Source organism: Trinickia soli (assembly GCF_002879855.1).
Taxonomy (GTDB): domain Bacteria; phylum Pseudomonadota; class Gammaproteobacteria; order Burkholderiales; family Burkholderiaceae; genus Trinickia; species Trinickia soli.
Genome location: NZ_PNYB01000013.1, coordinates 119,973 through 142,401, shown reverse-complemented (window position 1 = coordinate 142,401; position 22,429 = coordinate 119,973). Strand labels below are relative to the sequence as shown.

15 protein-coding genes are annotated in these 22,429 nt (G+C 66.3%); 8 read left to right on the top strand and 7 right to left on the bottom strand.

Annotation, left to right across the window (positions count from 1 at the left end; genetic code table 11):
- Positions 1–511: 511 nt before the first annotated feature.
- Both C0Z19_RS16620 and C0Z19_RS16615 read left to right on the top strand, forming a co-directional pair.
- On the top strand, positions 512–2,251 hold the full coding sequence (locus C0Z19_RS16620; RefSeq protein ID WP_438947150.1) for an autotransporter assembly complex protein TamA: 1,740 nt from the start codon (positions 512–514) through the stop codon (positions 2,249–2,251).
- A 22-nt stretch (positions 2,252–2,273) separates the two neighbouring features.
- Positions 2,274–6,410 (top strand): translocation/assembly module TamB domain-containing protein, encoded by a 4,137-nt coding sequence (locus C0Z19_RS16615; protein WP_102610930.1) that lies wholly within the window; start codon positions 2,274–2,276, stop codon positions 6,408–6,410.
- Positions 6,411–6,454: 44 nt separating this feature from the next.
- On the opposite strand, the gene metG is transcribed toward C0Z19_RS16615, so the two are convergent.
- The gene (gene metG / locus C0Z19_RS16610; protein ID WP_102610929.1) at positions 6,455–8,635 is read right to left on the bottom strand and encodes a methionine--tRNA ligase; all 2,181 of its coding nucleotides are present in this window, start codon (positions 8,633–8,635) and stop codon (positions 6,455–6,457) included.
- Between the two features lie 399 nt (positions 8,636–9,034).
- The gene (locus C0Z19_RS16605) at positions 9,035–9,685 is read right to left on the bottom strand and encodes a YiaD family glycine zipper/OmpA-like lipoprotein (protein ID WP_102610969.1); all 651 of its coding nucleotides are present in this window, start codon (positions 9,683–9,685) and stop codon (positions 9,035–9,037) included.
- 638 nt (positions 9,686–10,323) lie between these two features.
- Between C0Z19_RS16605 and apbC the strand changes: the two genes are divergently transcribed.
- The 5 genes from apbC to C0Z19_RS16580 all read left to right on the top strand — a co-directional run bounded on the left by apbC (position 10,324) and on the right by C0Z19_RS16580 (position 16,014).
- A complete protein-coding gene (apbC, locus tag C0Z19_RS16600; RefSeq protein ID WP_102610968.1) occupies positions 10,324–11,412 on the top strand; it encodes an iron-sulfur cluster carrier protein ApbC in 1,089 nt (362 codons plus the stop codon).
- Between the two features lie 153 nt (positions 11,413–11,565).
- Complete coding sequence (locus C0Z19_RS16595) at positions 11,566–12,111, top strand: superoxide dismutase family protein (protein ID WP_102610928.1); 546 nt, start codon at positions 11,566–11,568, stop codon at positions 12,109–12,111.
- A gap of 23 nt (positions 12,112–12,134) precedes the next feature.
- Positions 12,135–12,704 carry a dCTP deaminase gene (gene dcd / locus C0Z19_RS16590; RefSeq protein WP_102610927.1) on the top strand — a complete coding sequence of 190 codons (570 nt, stop codon included), beginning with the start codon at positions 12,135–12,137 and terminating at the stop codon, positions 12,702–12,704.
- Between the two features lie 125 nt (positions 12,705–12,829).
- The gene (locus C0Z19_RS16585; protein WP_102610926.1) at positions 12,830–15,109 is read left to right on the top strand and encodes an arginine/lysine/ornithine decarboxylase; all 2,280 of its coding nucleotides are present in this window, start codon (positions 12,830–12,832) and stop codon (positions 15,107–15,109) included.
- Positions 15,110–15,111: 2 nt separating this feature from the next.
- The gene (locus C0Z19_RS16580) at positions 15,112–16,014 is read left to right on the top strand and encodes a lysozyme inhibitor LprI family protein (protein ID WP_102610925.1); all 903 of its coding nucleotides are present in this window, start codon (positions 15,112–15,114) and stop codon (positions 16,012–16,014) included.
- 80 nt (positions 16,015–16,094) lie between these two features.
- Here the strand turns inward: C0Z19_RS16580 and argH are convergent, their stop codons facing one another.
- The 4 genes from argH to C0Z19_RS16560 all read right to left on the bottom strand — a co-directional run bounded on the left by argH (position 16,095) and on the right by C0Z19_RS16560 (position 20,109).
- Positions 16,095–17,498 (bottom strand): argininosuccinate lyase, encoded by a 1,404-nt coding sequence (argH, locus tag C0Z19_RS16575; RefSeq protein WP_102610924.1) that lies wholly within the window; start codon positions 17,496–17,498, stop codon positions 16,095–16,097.
- 180 nt (positions 17,499–17,678) lie between these two features.
- Positions 17,679–18,518 carry an anti-sigma factor gene (locus tag C0Z19_RS16570; RefSeq protein ID WP_102610923.1) on the bottom strand — a complete coding sequence of 280 codons (840 nt, stop codon included), beginning with the start codon at positions 18,516–18,518 and terminating at the stop codon, positions 17,679–17,681.
- A 78-nt stretch (positions 18,519–18,596) separates the two neighbouring features.
- Entirely contained in the window at positions 18,597–19,187 is a 591-nt protein-coding gene (locus tag C0Z19_RS16565) for a sigma-70 family RNA polymerase sigma factor (RefSeq protein ID WP_102610922.1), read from the bottom strand.
- Positions 19,188–19,314: 127 nt separating this feature from the next.
- Positions 19,315–20,109: a helix-turn-helix transcriptional regulator gene (locus tag C0Z19_RS16560; RefSeq protein ID WP_102610967.1), complete on the bottom strand. Its 795-nt coding sequence runs from the start codon at positions 20,107–20,109 to the stop codon at positions 19,315–19,317.
- A gap of 270 nt (positions 20,110–20,379) precedes the next feature.
- Between C0Z19_RS16560 and C0Z19_RS16555 the strand changes: the two genes are divergently transcribed.
- Positions 20,380–21,132: a class I SAM-dependent methyltransferase gene (locus tag C0Z19_RS16555; RefSeq protein ID WP_102610921.1), complete on the top strand. Its 753-nt coding sequence runs from the start codon at positions 20,380–20,382 to the stop codon at positions 21,130–21,132.
- Between the two features lie 88 nt (positions 21,133–21,220).
- On the opposite strand, the gene C0Z19_RS16550 is transcribed toward C0Z19_RS16555, so the two are convergent.
- The gene (locus C0Z19_RS16550) at positions 21,221–22,429 is read right to left on the bottom strand and encodes an EAL domain-containing response regulator (RefSeq protein WP_102610920.1); all 1,209 of its coding nucleotides are present in this window, start codon (positions 22,427–22,429) and stop codon (positions 21,221–21,223) included.

Here is a 22,429-nt window from a genome sequence, read left to right as displayed (position 1 = left end):
TTTAACGCATGCCGCCCGCAGGGAACACCGGAGCCGGGCGGGCGTCGAAAGCGGGCGCGCAGTCGGTACGGCGCAGCTCGGCGCGACGCGGTTGAAGTGGCACTGTTGGAGCGCGTCCGGCACGCGGTCGGCTCGCCTCGGCGCGCTGGCCGCGCGCCCGAAGGGGTGGGTGGCTCGATGCACGGTCGTTATGGTCAAATGGTCGCCTTCGTCGGCGCAGTCGCGTCACGGGTCGCTTGAGTCCGCTTGAGTCGCTTGACGGCGCGCCACGGAGGGCGAAGCAAACGGGGCAACGCGGCCTGCCGAAGCGAGGCGATCGGACGGACGGACGGGCGCCGCTGCGACCCGGCTGCGTACCGTTGATTACCGGCTGTGCCCGCGCCGGATACCGTTAAACCTTGGGAGATCCTATTTGCGGGAAGTCGCGATCGATTCGTCTCGCACGGGGCGAGGCGCGTGCGCCGAGGCGCCGGCTGGGCGGCGTGGGCGGCCCGTGTGGCCCGTGCGGTCCGTGTGGTCCGTGTGGCGGCGGCTCGCGCTCAGTGCGTTGCTCGCATTGCTGTCGGCGCCGGCGGCCGCGAAATACGACATCACGATCGATGCGCCGCGCCCCATGCGCAAGCTGCTGGAGAAGCATCTCGATCTGGCGCGCTTCGCGTCGCGCGACGACGTCACCGACGACCAATTCGACTTTCTCGTGACGGCCACGCCGCAGCAGGTGCGCGATCTGGCCGCGACCGACGGCTACTTCTCGCCTGTCGTGCGCACGGACGTGCGTCCAGGCGGCAAAGGCCGGAAGGACGTCACGGTCCACGTCGATCCGGGGCCGCGGACGCTCGTGTCATCGGTCGACCTGACGTTCGACGGGCCGATCCGAAACGAAGACCCGAAGCGCGAGAACGCGGCACGCTTTGCGTTCTCGCTCCATGCCGGCGATCCTTTCACGCAGTCGGGCTGGACCGACGCCAAGGAGGCGGCGCTGAAGGCGCTGCAGGCGCGCCGCTATCTGGGCGCGAAGATCGCTCGCTCGCAAGCGCGCATCGATCCCCGGAGCCGCCAGGCGGCGCTGTCAGTCGCGTTCGAGAGCGGGCCGACCTTCACGCTGGGCCCGCTCGATGTATCCGGTGTGCGTCGCTACCCGGAGCGCATCGTGACGAACGTCAATCCGCTCTCGCTCGGGGAGGTCTACGATGCCGACCGCATCGCCGAATTGCAGCGGCAACTGCAGAACACCCCGTACTATGCGAGCGTCGCGATCGACGTCGATAGCGACACGACCAAGCCGAACGACACGCCGATCCATGTGAAGGTGAGCGAGTACCCGTACAACAGCGTGCGCGGGGGCGTCGGCTATGCAACCGATACGGGCGCACACGTCCAAGGCGCTTACACGTACCTCGACACGTTCGGCGCCGCCTGGCCGTTTTCGGTTCAAGGCCGGATCGATCAGATTCAACAATACGGGCAGGTCCAACTGGCGATGCCGCCCGGCCAGCGCGGCTGGACCAACGCCGCGCTCGCGTCGTACACGAACACCCAGGTCTCCGGCACGCGTATCTTCAGTGCGCGCGCCGGGGTGCAGCGCACCCGCACTGCGCAATTCATCGATTACGCTTACTCGCTGCAGTACTACGCCGACCGCCTGGACCAGAATGTGGCGGCCCCGACCACGAGCCATGCGCTCGTGCCGCAATGGTCATGGACGCGGCGCAACGTCGACGATCCGTTGTTTCCGCGCAAGGGCAATCTGTTGCATGTCGAAGCCGGCTTTGCCATCAAGGGCTTCGCCACGGATCAAACCTTCACGCGCGGCTATGCGCGCGGCGTGCAGTATGTGCCGCTGTTCAAGCGTGACCTGTTCCTCGTGCGCGCCGAGCTCGGCGGCGTATTTACGAGCGGCGGCTCGACCGGGGTGCCGGCGTCGCTGCTGTTCCGAGCGGGCGGCTCGAATTCGGTGCGCGGCTACGGTTTTCAGAGCATCGGCAACAATGTCGGCGGCTCCGTGCTGCCGACGAAATACCTCGTGACGGCCACGGCCGAATATCAACACTGGTTCTCGCACGATTGGGGCGCGGCCGTTTTCTACGACATCGGTGCAGCGACGGACACGTGGGGCGAGCGCGTCTTCTATCCCGGGGCCGGCATCGGCGCGCGCTGGCGCAGCCCGGTTGGCCCGATCAACGTCGATGTGGCGTATGGCCTGCGCAACCGCAGCGTGCGGCCGTACCTGACGCTCGGCATCGCTTTCTGAAATCGCATACGGACGCCCTCGCATGACGCACGATTCTCCGCCGCCCCCGCACGACGAAGCTCCAGACTCGGCCAGAGCCGGGGCCGGGGCTGACGCGGGCGGCGCCGGAGCGCCGGGTGCGCCTCAGGAGCCGGAGCCCCGTGCATCGCGGCGCAGGCATCGCGCCCGACGTGCGCTCGCATGGGCTGCGTTCGGCGTGGCACTCTTCGTGGTCTTCATCGGTGCGGCGCTCTACGGTGCGCTCGCGACCGAGCCCGGCACGCGAACGCTCTGGCGCTCGGCTGTTGCGCTCACTGGCGGCCGGCTCACGGGGGTATTCGAAGGCGGCACGCTTGCGCGCGGCGTGACGCTGGCCGATGTGCGCTGGCGCGAGCGCGCGGGCCCGGCCGGCGCACCGCCCACCGATATTCGCATCGATCGCCTGTCGGGCCGGTGGGAGCTGACGCGTTCGCCCTGGCGGCTGACCGTGGAGTCGCTGCATATCGGGACGATCGACGCGCACTTCGCACCCTCGGCGAGCAGCGCGCCGATGCAATTGCCGCGCGATCTGCGCTCGCCGATCGAGCTCGACCTGCGCGCGGTCACCGTCGACAAGCTGCTCGTGCGCGGCGCCGCGTCGACAACCGAGATCGATCGCTTGCGCATTCGAGGCCGCAGCGACGGCCGCCATCACGCGCTGTCGATCGACGGCCTCGATACCGCGTACGGCACGCTCTCGGCGCAGCTCGCACTCGACGGCCTGCGACCGTTTCCGTTGACCGGCGGCTTGTCGGCCTCGGGCATGCTCGCCGGCGCGCCGGCGCAGGTGCAGGCCAAGCTATCCGGTTCGCTCGAAGCGTTGACGTCCGATGTCGTCGCCAACGGCATGAAATTGACGGGCCGCGCCCATGTGGAGGCCATGCCGTTCGCGGCCGTGCCGCTCAAGCGCGCCACGATCGCGTTCGACCACGTCGATCCGCGCGTCCTCAGCGCCGGTGCGCCGCAAGGCGATCTTTCGCTCAATGCGGTCCTGGCGCCGGTCCCCGGCGCCGGGCCGCTCGTCGTGACCGGTCCCGTCTCGATCGTCAACGCAGCGCCGGGCCCTTTGAGCGAGCATCGTTTGCCGCTTGTGGAGGCGCGCGCCGATGTCTACCTCGATGCGCGCGCGCAACGGCTCGACAACTTGCGCCTGCGCCTCATTCACGATGCCACGCTGACGGGGAGCGGCAGATTTTCGCAGGGTCACGGACGCTTCGATCTCACGGCGAACGGCGTCGACGTGGCGACGTTCACGCCATACCTGCGGCCGACATCGTTCTCGGGGCCGATCGCCCTCACGTTGGACCGGGCGACGCAATCCATTTCGCTCGACCTGACCGATGCACGAGCAGGCTTGCGCGCCAGAGCACATGTCGCGTTGGAGCGTGCGCGCATTGCGTTCGAACAGGTGCGCATCGACGCGGGGGACGGGCGTTTGGAACTGAAGGGTGCCTTGGGGCGGGATGAGCGGCGCCGCTACGACCTGAGCGCGACCCTCACGAATTTCGACCCGCGGCTCGTCGTCGCGCAAGACCTGCCCACGGTGCGCGCTCCAGCCGCAAAAGCGAAATCGACGGGCCCGGGTGCGGCAACGGCCACCGCCACCGCAAGAGCGAAACAGGCGCGAGCACGCGCTGTGAACGCCGGCCATCCCGTTCAAGCGCGTGTGACGGGCCGATTCAGCGCGGCAGGCGCACTCGCGCCGTCGCTCTCAACCAAATTGCGTTTCGAACTTGGCGACAGCATGTACGACGGCTTCCCTTTGACGGGCGGCGGCACGATCGAGCTGGCCGGGACGAGGCTGCTGCCGAGCAACGCGACGCTGTCGATCGCGGGCAACGACGTCGAACTGCACGGCAGCTTTGGCGGGGCCGGCGACCGGCTGCGCTTTCATGTCGACGCGCCGCGGCTCGATCGGCTGGGCCTCGGCGTCGCAGGCGCCGTCCTGGCGGACGGTGATTTGACGGGCTCGCTCACACATCCCGAGGTGACGCTGAGCTACAACGCTCACGACGTCGTGATCGGCACCACCCGTATCGGCGCTGCGACGGGCAACGCGCGCATTCGCGACGGTGCGGCGGGCGCACTCGAATTGTCGACCGCGGCGCGAGACGTGCAAGCCGGTCCCGTTGCGCTATCGACTTTGACGGCGCATGTCTCAGGTACGCGCGCCAAACACGCGTTCGATGCGCAGGCGAGAGGCGCGGTGAACGGGCGCGCCGTGGACATGGCCCTCGCCGGCACGGGCGGCGTGACCGAAACGCGCGACGGTCTGCGTTGGGATGGCTCGCTTGCGCGCCTGTCCAACCGCGGCCTGCCGGCGCTCGAGTTGCAGGCGCCGCTCGCGCTGTCGGCCGCCCGGGAGCGCGTGACGCTCGGCCCGACGCGCGTGGTGATCGAAGGCGCGACGCTCGATCTGAAGTCGTTCGTCTACGACCATGGCGCCGTGAGTTCGGCCGGCAGCGCATCGAACGTCTCGGTGGCGCGCGCAATCGCGATCCGACAGACGCTGACGGGCACGCCGTCGAAGCTGTCGAGCGATCTCATCTTGGGCGCGGATTGGAACTTTTCGCTGGGGCGGACCGCGAGCGGCTACGCGCGTATCGAGCGCGTGAGCGGCGATGCGACGCTGTCGACGGGCTACGGCGCATCGGCATTGGGCATTACCGCACTATCGGCGCGGGCCGATTTCGAAGGCGGACGGCGCTTGACCGTCAGCGCGCACGCGGCGGCCAGTCGCATCGGCACGTTCGATGCGAATGTCGGCGCGGCGCTGAGCGCCGCTCCCGAGCGCGCGGGCCTGCTGGGTCTCGCGCCCGATGCGCCGCTTGCGGGCAAGCTCGCGTTCGATGTGCCGCAGTTGAAAACGACGGGTGGGTTGTTCGGCCCGAGCTACGTGCTTGACGGCCACCTCGCGCTGAACCTGGTGCTGGCCGGCACGCGGGCCAAGCCGACGGTATCGGGCGCACTCGTCGGCGATGGCTTATCGGTCACGCTCGTCGATCAGGGCGTGCAGCTGAAGGAGGGCATCGTGCGCGTTGCGTTGACCGAGAATCTCGTCGACTTGCAGCGCGTCGAGTTCCACGGCGGCGACGGCACGCTGCGCGCGACGGGACGGATCCGCCTCGACCGGGCCGAGCCCGATCTGACGGCGCGCATCGTGGCCGACAAGCTTCAGTTGCTGGCTGCGCCGGACCGGCACCTCTCGCTCTCGGGCAGCGCGACGATGGCCAATGGGGGACCGGACGGCGGCCTCGACATCGATGGCAGATTCCGGGTCGATCACGCGCTGTTCGATTTGCCCGAGCAGCCGGCGCCGCGCTTATCCGACGATGTCGTGATCGTGCGCGATCACTCGATCGTGCGCGGTGCGCCGCCTCGGCCCACCGAATCGACGAACAAGCCTGTCGGCCCCTTCGCGCCGCGTGCGAGCGTCGACATCGATCTCGGCAACGATTTCCGCTTCCGCGGGCAGGGCGCCGATCTCGGCCTGCGCGGCACCGTGACGGCGCTGTCCGCACCGAATCAACCGCTGCGGGCGATCGGCAACGTTGGCGTGACCGAGGGCTCCACTTACACGAGCTTCGGGCGCAAGCTCGCGATCGAAAACGGCTATTTCACGTTCAACGGACCGGTGGCGAACCCGGGCATCAACATTCTGGCGATGCGCCGCAATCAGGAGGTGGAGGCGGGCGTGCAGGTGACGGGCACGGTGCGCGCACCGGTCGTCAAGCTCGTCTCGCAACCGAACGTCGCCGACAACGAAAAGCTCTCGTGGCTGCTGTTCGGCCACGGCACCGACCAGGGCAACAACCTCGGTCAGCAGAGCTCGATGACGACGGCCCTGGCGCTGCTGGGCAGCGCAACGGGCAAGCGCGTCGCGCAGACGATCGGGCTTGATGAGTTTTCGGTGGGACGCAGCGAAGTCGGTCTGACCGACTCGCAGGTCGTGATGTTGTCGAAGGCGATCAACGAGCGGCTCGTGCTCGGTTACGAGCAGGGATTGCAATCGGCCAGCAATGCGTTCAAGGCGACGGTGAACCTGTCACGGTTCTGGTCCATCGCGCTTTACACGGGCACCTTCCAAGGGGTGGACATCAACTTCACGCGGCGCTTCGACGGCTGGCACGGACGGCACTGACTGCCCCGCGCCCGAGCCGCCCGAGCGCCGTCCCGGCCGTTCGTTCAGCGCACGCGCATGCCGGGCTTCGCGCCGCTGTGCGGCTCGAGGATATAGAGACCCGGCTCGGCCTTTTCGTCGGCGCTCGACGCGGCCAGCACCATCCCTTCGGACAGGCCGAACTTCATCTTGCGCGGAGCGAGGTTGGCGACCATCACCGTCAGCTTGCCGACCAGGTCCTCGGGGCGGTAAGCCGACTTGATGCCCGAAAAGACGTTGCGCGTCTCGGCCTCGCCGACATCGAGCGTCAGCTGCAACAGCTTCTCCGACCCTTCGACGGCTTTGCAATCGACGATGAGCGCGACGCGCAGGTCGACCTTGGCGAAGTCGTCAATCGAGATCGTTTCGCTTTTGGCCGCCTCGGCGGACGGTGCGGCCGACTGTTTGGCCTTGCCCGCCGCCGCCGCTGCGGCCGCGCCCGTCTCGGTCGGTTGCAGCGACGTGCGATTGGCCGCAATCAGCGCCTCGATCTGCTTCGGGTCGATCCGCGTCATCAGGTGCTGGTAGGCGTTGATGGGCTGAGCCGACGACAGCGGCACGTCGGCGTCGGCCCACGTAAGCGGGGCGATGCCGAGGAACGTCTCGACCTTGGCGGCAAGCGCCGGCAGAACGGGCTTGAGCGCGATCGTGAGCAGCCGGAACGCTTCCAGGCTGACGCTGACCGTTTCGTGCAGCAAAGCGGCGTTGGCCGGATCCTTCGCTTGATCCCACGGCTTGGCCGTATCGACGTAACCGTTCACGGCGTCGGCGAGCTCCATCGTCTGTCGCACGGCGCGGCTATACTCGCGCGCCTCGTAGTGGGCGGCGATTGCCGGGATCGCGGCGCGCAGCGTGCCGAGCAGCGGATGCTGCATCGCGCTGTCCTGCACGCGCCCCTCGAAGCGCTTGATGAGAAAGCCCGCCGCGCGGCTGGCGATATTGACGTATTTGCCTACCACGTCGCTATTCACCCGCGCCTGGAAATCGTCGAGATTCAGGTCGAGATCTTCCATCGTCGCGTTCAGCTTCGCGGCGAAGTAATAGCGCAGCCATTCCGGGTTCAGCCCCGTCTCGATAAAGCTGTTGGCCGTGATGAAGGTGCCGCGCGACTTCGACATCTTGGCGCCGTCGACTGTCAGGAAGCCGTGCGCGAACACGTTCGTCGGCGTGCGGTAACCCGCGAACTCGAGCATGGCCGGCCAGAACAGCGTATGGAAATACAAGATGTCCTTGCCGATGAAATGGTATTGCTCGGCCGTCGAGCCGGGCTTGATCCAGTCCTCGAAGTCCAGCCCGCGCTGATCGGCCAGATTCTTGAAACTCGCGTAGTACCCGACTGGCGCGTCGAGCCAGACGTAGAAGTACTTGCCCGGCGCCCCGGGGATTTCGAAGCCGAAGTACGGCGCATCGCGCGAAATATCCCAATCACCGAGCTTGGCCTCGCCCGCCTCGCCGAGCCACTCGCGCATTTTGTTCGTGGCTTCCGGCTGCGCGAGGCCGCTGACCCATTCGCGCAAGAAGTTCTCGCAGCGCGTATCCGAGAGCCGGAAGAAGTAGTGCGTCGACTTGCGGCGCACCGGCGTCGCGCCGGAGATGGCCGAGTACGGGTTGACGAGGTCGGTCGGCTGATAGGTCGAACCGCAGACTTCGCAGCTGTCGCCATATTGGTCTTTCGCGCCGCACTTCGGGCATTCGCCTTTGATGAAACGATCCGGCAGGAACATTTCCTTGACGGGGTCGTACGCCTGCTCGATCTCGCGCGCATCGATGAGTCCGGCTTCGGCGAGCCGGCTGTAGATCGTTGCGCAGAGTTCGCGATTTTCTTCCGAATCGGTCGTGTAGTAGTTGTCGAACGAGACGAGGAAGCTCGTGAGGTCGCGCGTGTGCTCGCGCCATACGCGGTCGATCAGCTGCTTCGGCGTGATGCCTTCCTTTTCGGCACTGAGCATGATCGGCGTGCCGTGCGTGTCGTCGGCGCCGACGTAATAAATCTCATGACCGTGCATTCGCATTGCGCGCACCCAGATGTCGGTCTGGATGTACTCGACCATGTGACCGAGGTGGATCTGTCCGTTCGCGTACGGCAGGGCGGACGTGACGAGAATGCGGCGGCCGGCGATCCGGCGGCCGGCGCTCCGGCTGCCGGCGCTCGGGCGGGCGGCGCCCGGGCCGGCTTGCGCGGCTGAATGAGGGGCGGATACGGTCATGTGCGTATAGAAGGAGGAACGGCTTGAGGGAAAGCGACGATTTTAGCAGGCACGCGGTGTGCCCATGGCGCTGCGGCGTGGGCCGGACGGCTGGGCTGCGGGCCAGGCCGGACCGACGCTCGGCGAGGGGGTGTAAGGGAAGCGAGGTTGCCAAAAAAAACCGGGGCGTTCGGCCCCGGAGCAACAACGACAAGAGGAGAATGGTGACGCAGCGGCGTTGGCCAGCCACGTACCGTATGTAAAGACCAACGAAACGCTGCCGAGTTCGAAAAATTTTTCGACTCGTTTACCGCCGCCTTCCCGACTGCTTCCGTCACCGTTTCCGGTGGTGCGGCCCGCACCCGTCGCCCGGGCCGGCCGACCCATCGCGGCGGCCGGGCGGACCGCCCGGGGGCGGGCTCAGCCTGCCGGCTGCGACGTCGCGCGCAGATAGATCTCGACGCGGCGGTTTTGTGCCCGACCGGTCTCGGTGCCGTTATCGGCCACCGGATTGTTGGGGCCGTAGCCCGTAGCCATGAGACGGTTCGGCGACACGCCATGCTGGCTCAGATAGCTAGCCACGCTCTGCGCGCGGTTTTGCGACAGCGTCTGGTTCAACGAGGCGCTGCCGGTGCTATCCGTATAGCCGCGCACGTCGGCCACGAGCTCCGGGTGCTGCTGCATCTGCGACGACAGTTCGTTGAGCGTCGGATAAAGCGCCGGGTTGATCTGGTAGCTGTTCGTCGCGAACGTCACGTTGCTGGGAATGTTCAGCTTGAGCGAGCCGTCCGGCTGTTCGGTCACCTGCGTGCCGGTGCCCTTCGATGCGCCCGACAGCTTGTTGCGGATTGCCTGCCAGTTGTAGCCCGTGACGCCGCCGGCCAGCGCGCCGACACCCGCGCCGATGGCCGCGCCCTTACCACCGCCGGCCAGCGCCCCGATGCCGGCGCCTACCGCGGCGCCGATGCCCGTGCCCGCGGCCGTGTTGGTACCCTGCTGCGTGGCGCACCCGGCAAGCAATGCGCCTGCAACGGTGAAAACGGTGAGACGAGTGGCGATTTTTGCGTTCATGTTCATGTCCTCTGTGGAAACAGTCCCTCACGCGGCGAGCGCGACACGGCCGCACCGAGGCAAGGCAGGGTGATCCGACGCAGCAGTCGCGCTGCGGCGTGACGCACCGGCAGCCCCGGAACGGATGTCCCTGGGGTTGGGATAAGGCCCCTTTCCGCGCTTGCCGCTGCGCGAAGTTGCCCTGCCTCTCCTATTTTGGCAATGGAGCGCAACAATTGCTTTCAATTTTTCGAGGCAAGGCACGCCCGCCGCACACATGCCGACGACCTCGACGGCGCGGCCGGCGTCCGCCTGGGGCGAGTTGACCACCAAGCAGGGACCGGGCCTGATGCGGCTATCGGCCGCGCGAGGCGACCGTGCGGAAAACGCCCGTCGGCGCGAAGCGGCTCGGCTGGCGATTCCCGCGCGTCGTAAAGGCCCGGCCCGCGCCCGGCCGCCAGCCACTACAATAGTGGCTGTGGCCGCCGATGCAGCCCTTTTGCCGCTCGGCGGCTGCGCGGCAGAATCCGGCAGCCCACCTATTGGCAATCGAAGGCTGTATCGGCTTTGGCGCTATGGTTTTGCAGCCACATGTCCGGCGCGTCGCGCACCTGCGCGGCGGTTGCGCCGCGCGCATCATCCCCCTCGGAGTCGAATCGATGAGTATTGATCGGGCCCAGGTCGACGCCGCACTGGCGGCCGTCACCGATCCCAACACGGGCCGGCCGGTCGCAACCGGCAAGGGCATCAAGAACGTGAGCATCGACGGCGCGACTGTCGGCGTCGAGGTCGTGCTCGGCTATCCGGCCAGGAGCCAGTTCGACGCGATGCGCAGCATCGTCGAGCAGGCGCTTTTGAAAGTACCGGGCGTTGAGCGGGCCAACGTCACGGTGTCGCAGTCAATCGTCGCGCACACCGTGCAGCCGGGCGTGAAGCTGTTGCCGAAGGTGAAGAACATCGTGGCTGTGGCGTCGGGCAAGGGCGGCGTCGGCAAGAGCACGACGGCCGTCAACCTCGCGTTGGCGTTGGCGAGCGAGGGCGCGGCCGTCGGCATTCTCGACGCCGACATTTACGGGCCGTCGTTGCCGATGATGCTTGGCATCGAAGGGCGTCCCGAATCGCCCGACGGCCAATCAATGAATCCGATGCAAGGCCACGGCATCGAGGCCAATTCGATCGGCTTTCTCGTCGATCAGGACAATCCGATGGTCTGGCGCGGCCCGATGGCCACATCGGCGCTCGAACAACTGTTGCGGCAGACGAATTGGGGCGAGCTCGATTACCTCATCGTCGATATGCCGCCCGGCACGGGTGATATTCAGCTCACGCTGTCGCAGCGCGTGCCGTTGACCGGCGCCGTTATCGTCACGACGCCGCAGGACATTGCGCTCATCGATGCGAAGAAGGGGCTCAAGATGTTCGAGAAGGTCGGCGTGCCGATCCTTGGCCTCGTCGAGAACATGAGCATCCACGTCTGCTCGAATTGCGGCCACGCCGAACACATTTTCGGGACGGGCGGGGCCGAGCGCATGGCCAGGGAATACGGCGTCGAGATGCTTGGCAGCCTGCCGCTCGACATCGGCATTCGCGAGCAGGCGGACAGCGGGCGCCCGACCGTCGTGGCCGATCCGCAAGGCCTCATCGCACAGACCTATCGCACGATCGCGCGCAAGGTGGCGATCCGCATCGCCGAGCGCGCGCGCGACATGAGTGCGAAGTTCCCGACCATTGTTGTCCAGGACACGTGACGAACGCGTTCGCCGCGCGGTGGGGGCTTGCCCGCGCCAAGCGCGGCGCAAGGCCCCGTTTGTGCTTGCCTTGCGCAGGTCGCGGTATCATGTCGCCTTCGCTTGAGTCCGGCTCGGCGGTGCAAGGGCGCCGCGTCCCGGCATGAGGATCGCATGAGAGAACGTACCGGTGGGCGGCGTCCCCACCGCCCGAACGTTGCCGCCGCCGGCCTGTTGCTGGCTGCGAGCGTGACGCTCGGCGGCTGCGCCGCCTTCTTCGGCCCCCACGAAAAACGCGCGGACGCGCAGGCGTTGCCCACGGTCGGCAACACGGCGCGCGGTTCCGTCACGTTCATCGAGCGCTCGGACGGCGTACAAGTCACGTACAACCTGGTCGGTTTGCCGCCCAACAGCGATCACGCGTTGCAGGTTCACGAGCGCGGCGATTGCAACGCGGCCGACGGCTCCAGCGCGGGCGGCGTGTTTGCGCCCGCGGCCGACCGCCTCAAAACGGGCGTGCGGCGCGCAGGCGATCTCGGCAACATTCATGCGGACGCAACGGGCGTGGCGGCGGGTTTCATCGTCGCGCCCGACGTGGCGCTCGACGGCGTGCGTTCCGTCGTCGGCCGCGCGGTGATCGTCGCGCGCGATCCCGGCGATCCGGCGTTTCCCGACCGCAACGTGGGCCCCGCGCTCGCGTGCGGCGCGATCCGGCGGTAAATCCGCTTTTTTAGCGTCTTCCTATGACCATCAAATCCGACAAGTGGATTCGGCGCATGGCCGAACAGCACAACATGATCGAGCCGTTCGTGCCCGACCAGGTGCGTGCGTCCGAAGACGGCCGCAGGATCGTCAGCTACGGCACCTCGAGCTACGGCTACGACATCCGCTGCGCCGATGAATTCAAGATCTTCACGAACATCAATTCGACGATCGTCGACCCGAAGAACTTCGACGAAAAATCGTTCGTCGATTTCAAGGGCGAGGTCTGCATCATTCCGCCGAATTCGTTCGCGCTCGCGCGCACGGTCGAGTACTTCCGCATTCCGCGCAACGTGTTGACAGTGTGTCTGGGGAAATCGACCTACGCGCGCTGCGGCATCATCGTCAACGTGACGCCGTTCGAGCCCGAGTGGGAGGGCTACGTCACGCTCGAATTTTCGAACACGACGCCGTTGCCCGCGAAGATCTATGCCAACGAGGGCGTGGCGCAGGTGCTGTTTTTCGAAAGCGACGAAGTGTGCGAGGTGTCGTACGCCGATCGCGGAGGCAAGTATCAGGGGCAGCACGGCGTCACGCTGCCCAAGACGTAGTGATTTGATTCGTTGCCGTCATACAACGGACGCGTAGCGCGTAGAGACTAGGAGTTTCGACGGCCGCTGGCACGTGGGATGCACCATCCCCGGGCCCGCGGTCGTAGTGTTTTGGAGAATCGTCCATGAAGTTTCGTTTCCCCGTCGTCATCATCGACGAAGATTTTCGCTCCGAGAACATTTCGGGATCGGGTATCCGTGCGCTCGCGGAAGCGATCGAAGGGGAGGGCGTGGAAGTGCTCGGACTGACGAGCTATGGCGACCTGACTTCGTTTGCGCAACAGTCGAGCCGCGCCTCGTGCTTCATCCTGTCGCTCGACGACGATGAGCTCATGCTCGGGGAAACGGGACCGGACGGCGAACTTCCCGAACTGGCCACGGCCATTCTCGAACTGCGCGCGTTCGTGACCGAAGTGCGCCGCCGCAACGCCGACATTCCGATCTTTCTCTACGGCGAGACGCGCACCTCTCGCCATCTGCCGAACGACATTCTGCGCGAGTTGCACGGCTTCATTCACATGTTCGAGGACACGCCCGAGTTCGTCGCGCGCCATATCGTGCGCGAAGCGAAGGTCTATCTCGACTCGCTCTCGCCGCCGTTCTTCAAGGAACTCGTCAAGTACGCCGACGAAGGCTCGTACTCGTGGCACTGCCCCGGCCATTCGGGCGGCGTCGCTTTCTTGAAAAGCCCGCTGGGCCAGATGTTCCATCAGTTCTTCGGCGAAAACATGCTGCGCGCCGACGTGTGCAACGCTGTCGACGAACTTGGCCAACTGCTCGACCACATCGGCCCGGTAGCGGCATCCGAGCGCAACGCCGCGCGCATCTTCAGCGCCGATCATCTGTTCTTCGTCACGAACGGTACCTCGACCTCGAACAAGATCGTCTGGCACGCGACGGTGGCGCCGGGCGATATCGTCGTTGTCGATCGCAACTGCCACAAATCGATCCTGCACGCGATCACGATGACGGGCGCGATCCCTGTCTTTCTGACGCCGACGCGCAACAACTTCGGCATCATCGGGCCGATTCCGCGCGACGAGTTCAAGCCCGAGAACATTCGCAAGAAGATCCTCGCGAACCCGTTCGCACGCGAGGCGCTGGAGAAGAATCCCGATCTGAAGCCGCGCATTCTGACGATCACGCAGAGCACGTACGACGGGGTCGTCTACAACGTCGAAATGATCAAGGAATTGCTCGGCGATTTCCTCGATACGCTGCACTTCGACGAAGCATGGCTGCCGCACGCCGAATTCCATCCGTTCTATCAGGACATGCATGCGATCGGCGCGGGGCGCCCGCGCACGGGCGCGCTCGTGTTCGCGACGCACTCCACGCACAAGCTGCTCGCCGGGATCTCGCAGGCGTCGCAGATCGTCGTGCAGGACTCCGAGCATGGCGTGTTCGACCGTCATCGTTTCAACGAGGCGTATCTGATGCATACGTCGACGAGCCCGCAATACGCGATCATCGCGTCGTGCGACGTCGCGGCCGCGATGATGGAGCCGCCCGGCGGCACGGCGCTCGTCGAAGAATCGATTGCCGAGGCGCTCGACTTCCGCCGCGCGATGCGCAAGGTCGACGCCGAGTACGGCGACGACTGGTTCTTCCAGGTGTGGGGCCCGGAGGCCCTGGCCGACGAGGGCATCGGCTCGCGCGAGGATTGGATCCTGCACGCGCAGGATCAATGGCACGGCTTCGGTCCGCTTGCGGACGGCTTCAATATGCTCGACCCGATCAAGGCGACGATCGTCACGCCGGGGCTCGACATGGCCGGTGACTTCGGCGAAACGGGCATCCCGGCCGCGATCGTGACGAAGTACCTGGCCGAGCACGGCATCATCGTCGAAAAAACGGGCCTCTACTCGTTCTTCATCATGTTCACGATCGGCATCACGAAGGGCCGCTGGAACTCGATGGTCACCGAACTGCAGCAGTTCAAGGACGACTACGATTCGAACCAGCCGCTGTGGCGCGTGCTGCCCGAGTTCGTCGCGCAGCATCCGGCCTACGAGCGGATGGGTTTGCGCGATCTGTGCCAAGCCATTCACAGCGTTTATCGCGCGAACGACATCGCGCGATTGACGACGGAGATGTACCTGTCGAACATGGAACCCGCGATGAAGCCGTCGGAGGCGTTCGCCAAGCTCGCGCACCGCGAAATCGACCGCGTGCCGATCGACGAGCTCGAAGGACGTGTCACGAGCATTCTGCTCACACCGTACCCGCCTGGGATTCCGCTGTTGATTCCTGGCGAACGTTTCAACAAGACGATCGTGAACTACCTGCGCTTTGCGCGTGAGTTCAACGAACGCTTTCCGGGTTTTTCGACGGATATTCACGGGCTCGTGGCGGAAACGGCAGGCGGGCGTACGGAATATTTCGTCGACTGCGTGCGCGCTTGACGATGTCGGACACTACTTACCTCCTTGGTGTGCGCGCTGCGTCCGCGGTGCGCGCGGTTGCGATAGCGGCGGCCCTTGCGGCCGCTCCGCTGGTGGCGCAGGCCGAAGCCGCGCGGGCCGACCCGATCGATACGACGATGCAGAACTGCTTCGCGCGCGCGGACCGCTCGACGACGGCCGGCCAAGTGCAATGCATCGATGCAGCCCGTGAGGCGTGGGAAGCGGCCATCGACGCGTCGATGCGATCGATTGCGGCCAATGCGCCCGATAGCGACCGGCGCGGCTGGGATGAAAGCCAGCGCCGCTGGCTCGCCTGGCGCAAGGACGAGGCGGTCCTCGTCCACGCCGTGTTCGAGACCACGCGCGGCAGCAGCTATTCGATCACGCAAGCGAATGTGTTGCTGCAGTCGGTGCGCGACCGGGCGCTGGCAGTGCGGCATGCGGCCGCGCGGTTTGCACCGCCGGCGCCGACTGCGGTTTCGGCTTCGGGTGTGGTTGCAGCGGGTTCCGGGGCTGCGGCGGGCGCTGCACCGTCGCTCGCTGCGACGGTAAGCGGAGCGTCGGCAGGGGGCGCGGTTACGGGGGCTACGGTCGGTCCCGCGGCTTCGGGCGGTTCGGGCGGGCGCGCGCAAAGCGAAGACGCGCGTGCGCACAACGAGCGGATGCGCCCGTGTTCGGCCGATGCGACCTGCGAGCATGCGCAGTTCGATTTGCGGCGCTATACCCGGGCATTGCGCGATAAGCTGCCGCCCCATTCGAGATCGGCGTTGGTCCGCGCGCAACGCGCATGGGCGGCATACTTCGACGCCACCTCGCCGCTCGGCACCGAAGCCGAGCGCGCCGATTTGATCGGAGAGCGCGTGGCGACGGTCAAGCGTTTGTCGGAGACCGTCGGAAACGATTGAGGGGAGCGGGGGCGAAGGCCCCCGATCGTCGCGGGTCCGGGCCGCGGATGGCCGGCCCGCTCATGCAGCTACAGCTACAGCTACAGCGTCTTACGCAGCGCGGCCACCGCCGCGCGCACCTGCTCCGGTGCAGTGCCGCCCGGATGATTGCGGCTTGCCACCGAGCCTTCCAACGTCAGATAGTCGAACACGTCTTCGCCGATCAAATGCGCGACGTTCGGCAATTCGCCCCGCATTTCGTCGAGCGTGAGATCGGCCAGATCGCAACCGCGGTCCACGCAGATGCGGACTGCATGCGCGACTGCCTCATGCGCATCGCGAAACGGCAGCCCGCGCTTGACGAGGTAGTCGGCGAGATCCGTGGCCGTCGAGAAGCCCTGCAGCGCAGCGGCGCGCATCGCCTCGGGTTTCACCGTGATGCCGGCCACCATTTCGGCGAAGATGCGCAGCGTGTCGGCCACCGTATCGACCGTGTCGAACAGCGGCTCTTTATCTTCCTGATTGTCCTTGTTGTAGGCGAGCGGCTGGCCTTTCATCAGCGTCAGCAGCGCCATCAGATGGCCATTGACGCGACCCGTCTTGCCGCGCGCGAGTTCGGGCACGTCCGGGTTTTTCTTCTGCGGCATGATCGACGAGCCCGTGCAGAAGCGATCGGCCAAATCGATGAAACCGACGCGCGGGCTCATCCACAGCACGAGTTCTTCCGAGAGACGCGACACGTGCGTCATCACGAGCGCCGCAGCGGCCGTAAATTCGATCGCGAAATCGCGGTCTGACACGGCGTCGAGCGAGTTCGCGCAGATGCCGTCGAAACCCAGCGTTTTCGCCACCGCGTGGCGGTCGATCGGATAAGTCGTGCCTGCGAGCGCGGCCGCACCGAGCGGCAAACGGTTCACGCGCGCACGGCAGTCGCGCATGCGCTCGGCATCGCGACCGAACATCTCGACGTAGGCGAGCAGATGATGGCCGAACGTGACCGGCTGCGCGACCTGCAGGTGCGTGAAACCGGGCATGATCGTTTCGGCATGTTGCTCGGCCATATCGACGAGCGCGGTACGCAGATCCTTGATGAGCCCGCCGATGCGGTCGATTTCGCCGCGCAGCCAAAGGCGGATATCGGTGGCAACCTGGTCGTTGCGCGAGCGGCCCGTATGCAGACGCTTGCCGGCGTCGCCGATCAGCGCCGTCAGGCGCGCTTCGATATTGAGGTGGACATCTTCGAGGTCGAGCTGCCACTCGAATTCGCCCCGCTCGATCTCGCCCTTGATTTGCGCCATGCCGCGTTCGATCGCAGCCAGGTCATCGGCGCTGATGATCTTTTGTGCGGCCAGCATCTTTGCGTGCGCGAGCGAGCCCTCGATATCGACGAACGCCATACGCTTGTCGAAGAACACCGACGACGTGTAGCGCTTGACGAGCTCCGACATCGGCTCCGAGAAGCGAGCCGACCAGGCTTCGCCTTTTTTGTGCAGTTGAGACGTCATGATGATCAGCTAAAAGAGGGGGGCGCCGATGCGGCGGGAAGCCGTGGATTTTATCACTGCTCTCCGTGCGCTCCGGTACGGCGGGCAAAGCGCGCCGGCGCGGGTCGCGTTCGGGCAGCCCCGGCCTCGGGTGGTAGGGTGCCGTCGAAATAAAGCGGGCATTGGCCGCTGCTTGCGGGGTCAGGCCGTCGCCATCAACGAACCTTCGCAGACGACCGGGCCGCTCGGGCCGTCCGCGCGCGTCGAGCCGCCCATCGGCTCGACGGAAATGGCGAGCTTCGCGTAGACGTTCATGCCATGCAGCTTCATGTCGACCACCGCACCGGCGGGCAGCATGCCGAGGGAGACCATCCGCCCGTCGCGCATCACGCCCCACAGCTGCTCGCTCTTGCCCGGCGGCGGCGCGTCGCCCCCGCTCATGCGGTGCACGCTCGCCATTGCATTCTTGTCGTCCCACATCACGAATGCCATCGTCGGGCTCTTGGGCTGATCAGGCGGGACCAGTGCAGCGACATAGGCGACACGCTCGATTTTCCCGGCGCCCGGCCGCGCCGTTTGTGTCGTTTGTGCCGTTTGTATCGTTTGCCCGGCCGGCGCACCGCTTTCGGGTGCGAACGGGCGCAGTGTCACCGCCAACGCGACGGCCGCGGCCAGCGCGACCCCCGTTGCGGCGAACGACCAGTTGCGCCAGAACGCGAGCGATTCGAACCAGCGCGCGCGCACCTCACCGAGCGTCTTGCGCGCGTTGAACGGCTGCGCCGTCGCGCCGGTCCGCGCGTGTGCCGCGGCAAAGCCGAGCCTGCGCTCGACGCCTGCCCAAGCGGTCTGCGGCGGTGCGACGCTTGGCGCGAGTTCGGCCATCGCACCGATGCGGGCCTGCCAGCCTTCGATCGCCTCGCGCACGCGCTGGTCTTCGCGTGCAAGCTGTTCCAAGCGCTTGCGCGCGCCGCCGCGCAGTACGCCGAGCGCGTATTCGCCAGCCAGGCGATCGACGAGATCGGGGTAGCGGTGTAGGTTCATCTCAGTCTCCCTGCGCGGCCGCCGGAAGGCGGTCCGAAGCCCGCTCGGGGCCGGTGAGCGCAGTAAACGTGGGGATCGTCATACGCCCCCCATGCAAATCTTCAGCTTTTCGAGCCCGCGTCGCACCCAGGACTTGACGGTGCCAAGCGGCACCGACAGTTGCTCAGCGATCTCGCTGTGGCTCTGGTCGCGCAAATAGGCCAGCGCGACCGCTTGGCGCTGGCTCGCTTCGAGCCGCGCCAGGCAGATCGCCAGTTGTTTTGCCTGCTCGGACACCAGCGCCGAATCGGCCGGGTCGCGCTCGTCGCCGGCAATGACTTCGTCGAGCGTCTCGCTCCATTCGGTGGTCAGCCCAGAGCCGTCGGCAACGGCGGCTTTTTGCCGCCGCAGGCAGTCCAGCGCGCGGTTGCGCACGATCGCGGCCATCCAGGTAAACGGGGCCGCCAGCGCCTCGCGGTAGTCGCCCGCGTAGCGCCAGATGTTGACGAACGATTCTTGCAAGGCTTCCTCCGCCCACTCGCGCTTCACCAATATACGCAGCGCAACGCCAAACAGTTTCGCGCTCGTGAGGTCGTACAGCGTGCGCAGCGCATTGGCATCTTCGGCCGCGACTCGCGCAAGCAGGGCCGCCAAGACGGGCGGCGTGGGTTCGGTCGGCATTGTGGTCATGGGGCGGCTTATGGGGGCCGTCGTTCGCGTTGGGCGCTATCTTACCGCCTCGCGCGCTTCCTGGCGGGTGTTCGCGAAGCGATGCCGGTTGCGCAGAAACGAGCGCGTTCTTCTGCGAGGCAAGCGCTCAAACGCGCACGAGCACGACCAGCAACAGGTCTTCGCGATGGGCTGGCCGCAGCGTGATCTGGTCGTAAATCACGCGTCCGAGCCGCGGATGTTCGAATGCGCGGGCACCGCCTTCGCGCTCGCCGACGTCTTGCGACGCCCAGAATCGGCCGAACGCTTCGCTTTCGGCGCCGAGCGCATCGATGAGCGCGCGGGTGGGGCCGTCATTCAGATGACGAATCGAATTCGCGCGAAATTCCGCGACGAGACGGCGGGCGCGTGTCTCCCAATCGACGATCAGCGTTCGGGCCGCCGGTTCGGTGAACGTGAAGCGCAGCAGGTTGCGCTCGCGCATGGGGTCGGCCGGCCCGTCGAGCCAGCCCACGAACAGTTCGGCCGCATGCGTGTTCCACGCCAGCGCGTTCCACTGGCGATCGAGCACGTAGGCGGGCGCATCGACGAGACCGACCGTCGCGAGGAGGGCGGCAGGCGCATCGCTCGAGGTCGGTGTCGGTTCGGCAGGATCGCGCTCGCCCGCCAGTTCGAACAGATAGGCACGTTCGGCCCGTGAAAGCTGCAGGGCCACGGCGATCCGCGCCAACGCGTCGGCCGACGCGGACACCGGCCGGCCCTGCTCGATCCAGGTGTACCAGGTCGGACTCACGCCGCAAAGCTGAGCCACCTCCTCACGACGCAGCCCCGGTGTGCGGCGCCGCGGGCCGGGTGGCAACCCTACCGCCTGCGGCGACAGACGCTCGCGATGGGCTCGGACGAACTCGCCGAGCGCGCGGGCGGGGCTCGCTTCGAGCGGCATTCCCGCGCTTGCGGCCGGGGAGCCCGGCTCGGCAGCAGTCGAAGAAGGCGCGCTCGCGCGCGGACGGGACGATTCGGCGGTGGTCATGGTAGATGCTGTTGCAGCGACAAGCCGGGTAGAGCCAATACCGGAATAACCGGTTGGCTTGTACCGGTACCCGGGTGGCCATATTGTAGCGGCACGCGTGCTCGACGCGACCGCCACGCGGGCCACGGGCACAAATTTTTCCGGCCCGCCCCTTTGTCTACTTGCTACCCAAGGAACGCACCGATGAAACATCACGATCAAGTCGCCGACGCGTTCGGCTCGACCGCCGCCGCTTATCTGACAAGCCCCAGCCACGCGAGCGGCGCGGACCTGGAAACGCTGGCGGCCGAGATCGCCTCGACGCCGAACGCCGACGTGCTCGATCTCGGCTGCGGCGCCGGCCACGCGAGTTTTGCGGCCGCGCGCCATGCCCGCTCTGTCGTCGCCTACGACATTGCCGAGCCGATGCTGGCGGTCGTGGCCGCGGCGGCGCGCGAGCGGGGCCTCGACAACGTCCGCACCGAGCAGGGAGCGGCCGAGCGGCTGCCGTTCGCCGATGCATCGTTCGACTGGGTCGTGAGCCGCTTCAGCGCCCACCATTGGCACGATCTGCCGGACGCGCTCGTAGAGGTGCGCCGCGTGCTCAAGCCCGGTGGCCGCGTGTTGTTCATCGATGGCGCCGGCCCCGATCATCCGCTGCTCGATACGCATTTGCAGGCGATCGAGGTGTTGCGCGACGGTTCGCACGTTCGCAACTACCGCGCCGACGAATGGGTGGCCTTCTTTGCGAAGGCCGGATTCGAGGCGAGCGTGCGCGAGCGGTGGCGTTTGCCGCTCGAATTCAAATCGTGGATTGCACGCATGCGCACGCCCGACGATCGGGCGCAGGCGATTCGCTCGCTGTGGAGCAATGCGCCCGACGAGGTCCGCCAGTATTACGGCGTCAAAGACGACGGTTCGTTCATGCTCGACGTGTTGATGATCGAGGCGGGCTGAAAGGCGCCCGAGGCGGGGCAAAGCCGTGCGCGCCATTTTGCAGGCGCGCACGGCCAAGGCGAGCCGTTAGCAGGCCTTTAGAGCACCATTAGCGCGCCATGGCTGCGTATTTGGCGGCCCATGTTCGCGCCCATTGCGGGAGCGCATCGCCAAGCATCGGCGGCCCGACGAAGTTGCCTTGCGCCACCTCGCACGACATCGCGCGCAGCACGTTCCAATCCTCTGGATCGTCGATGCCTTGCGCAATCGTGCGCATGTTCAATTGGCGCGCCAATAGAAGGCTCGCTTTCACGATCGCATTGAGCGACGCGTCGCGGCTCGCGCCGTGGACGAAGCCGCCGTCGAGCTTCAATTCGTCGAACGGTATATCGCGCAGATGGGCGAGCGACGATTGTCCGGTGCCGAAATCGTCGATCAGGAGGCTGATGCGCTTGAGCCGCAGCCGTGTGAGCACATCGAGCGAGATGAGGCGATCGCGCGTCATGCGCGTTTCGTTGATTTCGAGCACGAGCCGCGACAGGGGAAAGCGGGCGCGTGCGGCCGCATCGACGATGAAGTCCGGGAAGTCGAGCGCGGCCAGGTCATCCATCGAAAGATTGACGCCGACGCGAAAATCGTCGCCCAGATGCTGCCATTGCGCGGCCTGCTCCAGTGCAGTCGGCAGCAACGTGCGGGTCAAATCGTTCAGGACTCCGTAATATTCGACGCCGCCGAGCATCGGTTCGACCGTTACGAGCCCGTCGCGAGGATGCATCCAGCCGATCTTCGCTTCCACGCCCGTCACTTCGCCGGTGGCGAACGCCACCTGAGGTTGATAGCACGTGATGAGTTGTCCGGCCGCGATCGCCGTGCGCAGCGCGTCAGGCGGGTAGCTGCCCGGTTGCTCGCCGTCGGGCTCCGCCAGTGCGTCGCCGCGCAAGCTCTGTTGTAACTGCTCGCGCGTCGCGGGCTTTGCGAGCGAGCCAAGCACGCGCAGCCCGCGCGAATAGGCCAGCTTCTCCGCGCTTTTCAAAATGCGCGCATCCTCGCCGCTGACGAGCACGACTTCTCCGTCGTAGCCGCGCTGCACGAGTTGGCGCAGGAATTCCACGCCGTCCATGCCGGGCATTTGCAAATCGGTGAAGACGACATCAACCTGATGATCGTCGCGCTGCAATACTTCGAGCGCATCCTGCGCGTGCTCGTAGGAGAGCACTTCCTGGTAGCCCAACTGGCTCAGCTGACGCACGAGGACTTTGAGGACGAAAGGCTCGTCGTCGACGACGAGGATTCGACGAGGGCGGGTTGGCTGCTCCAT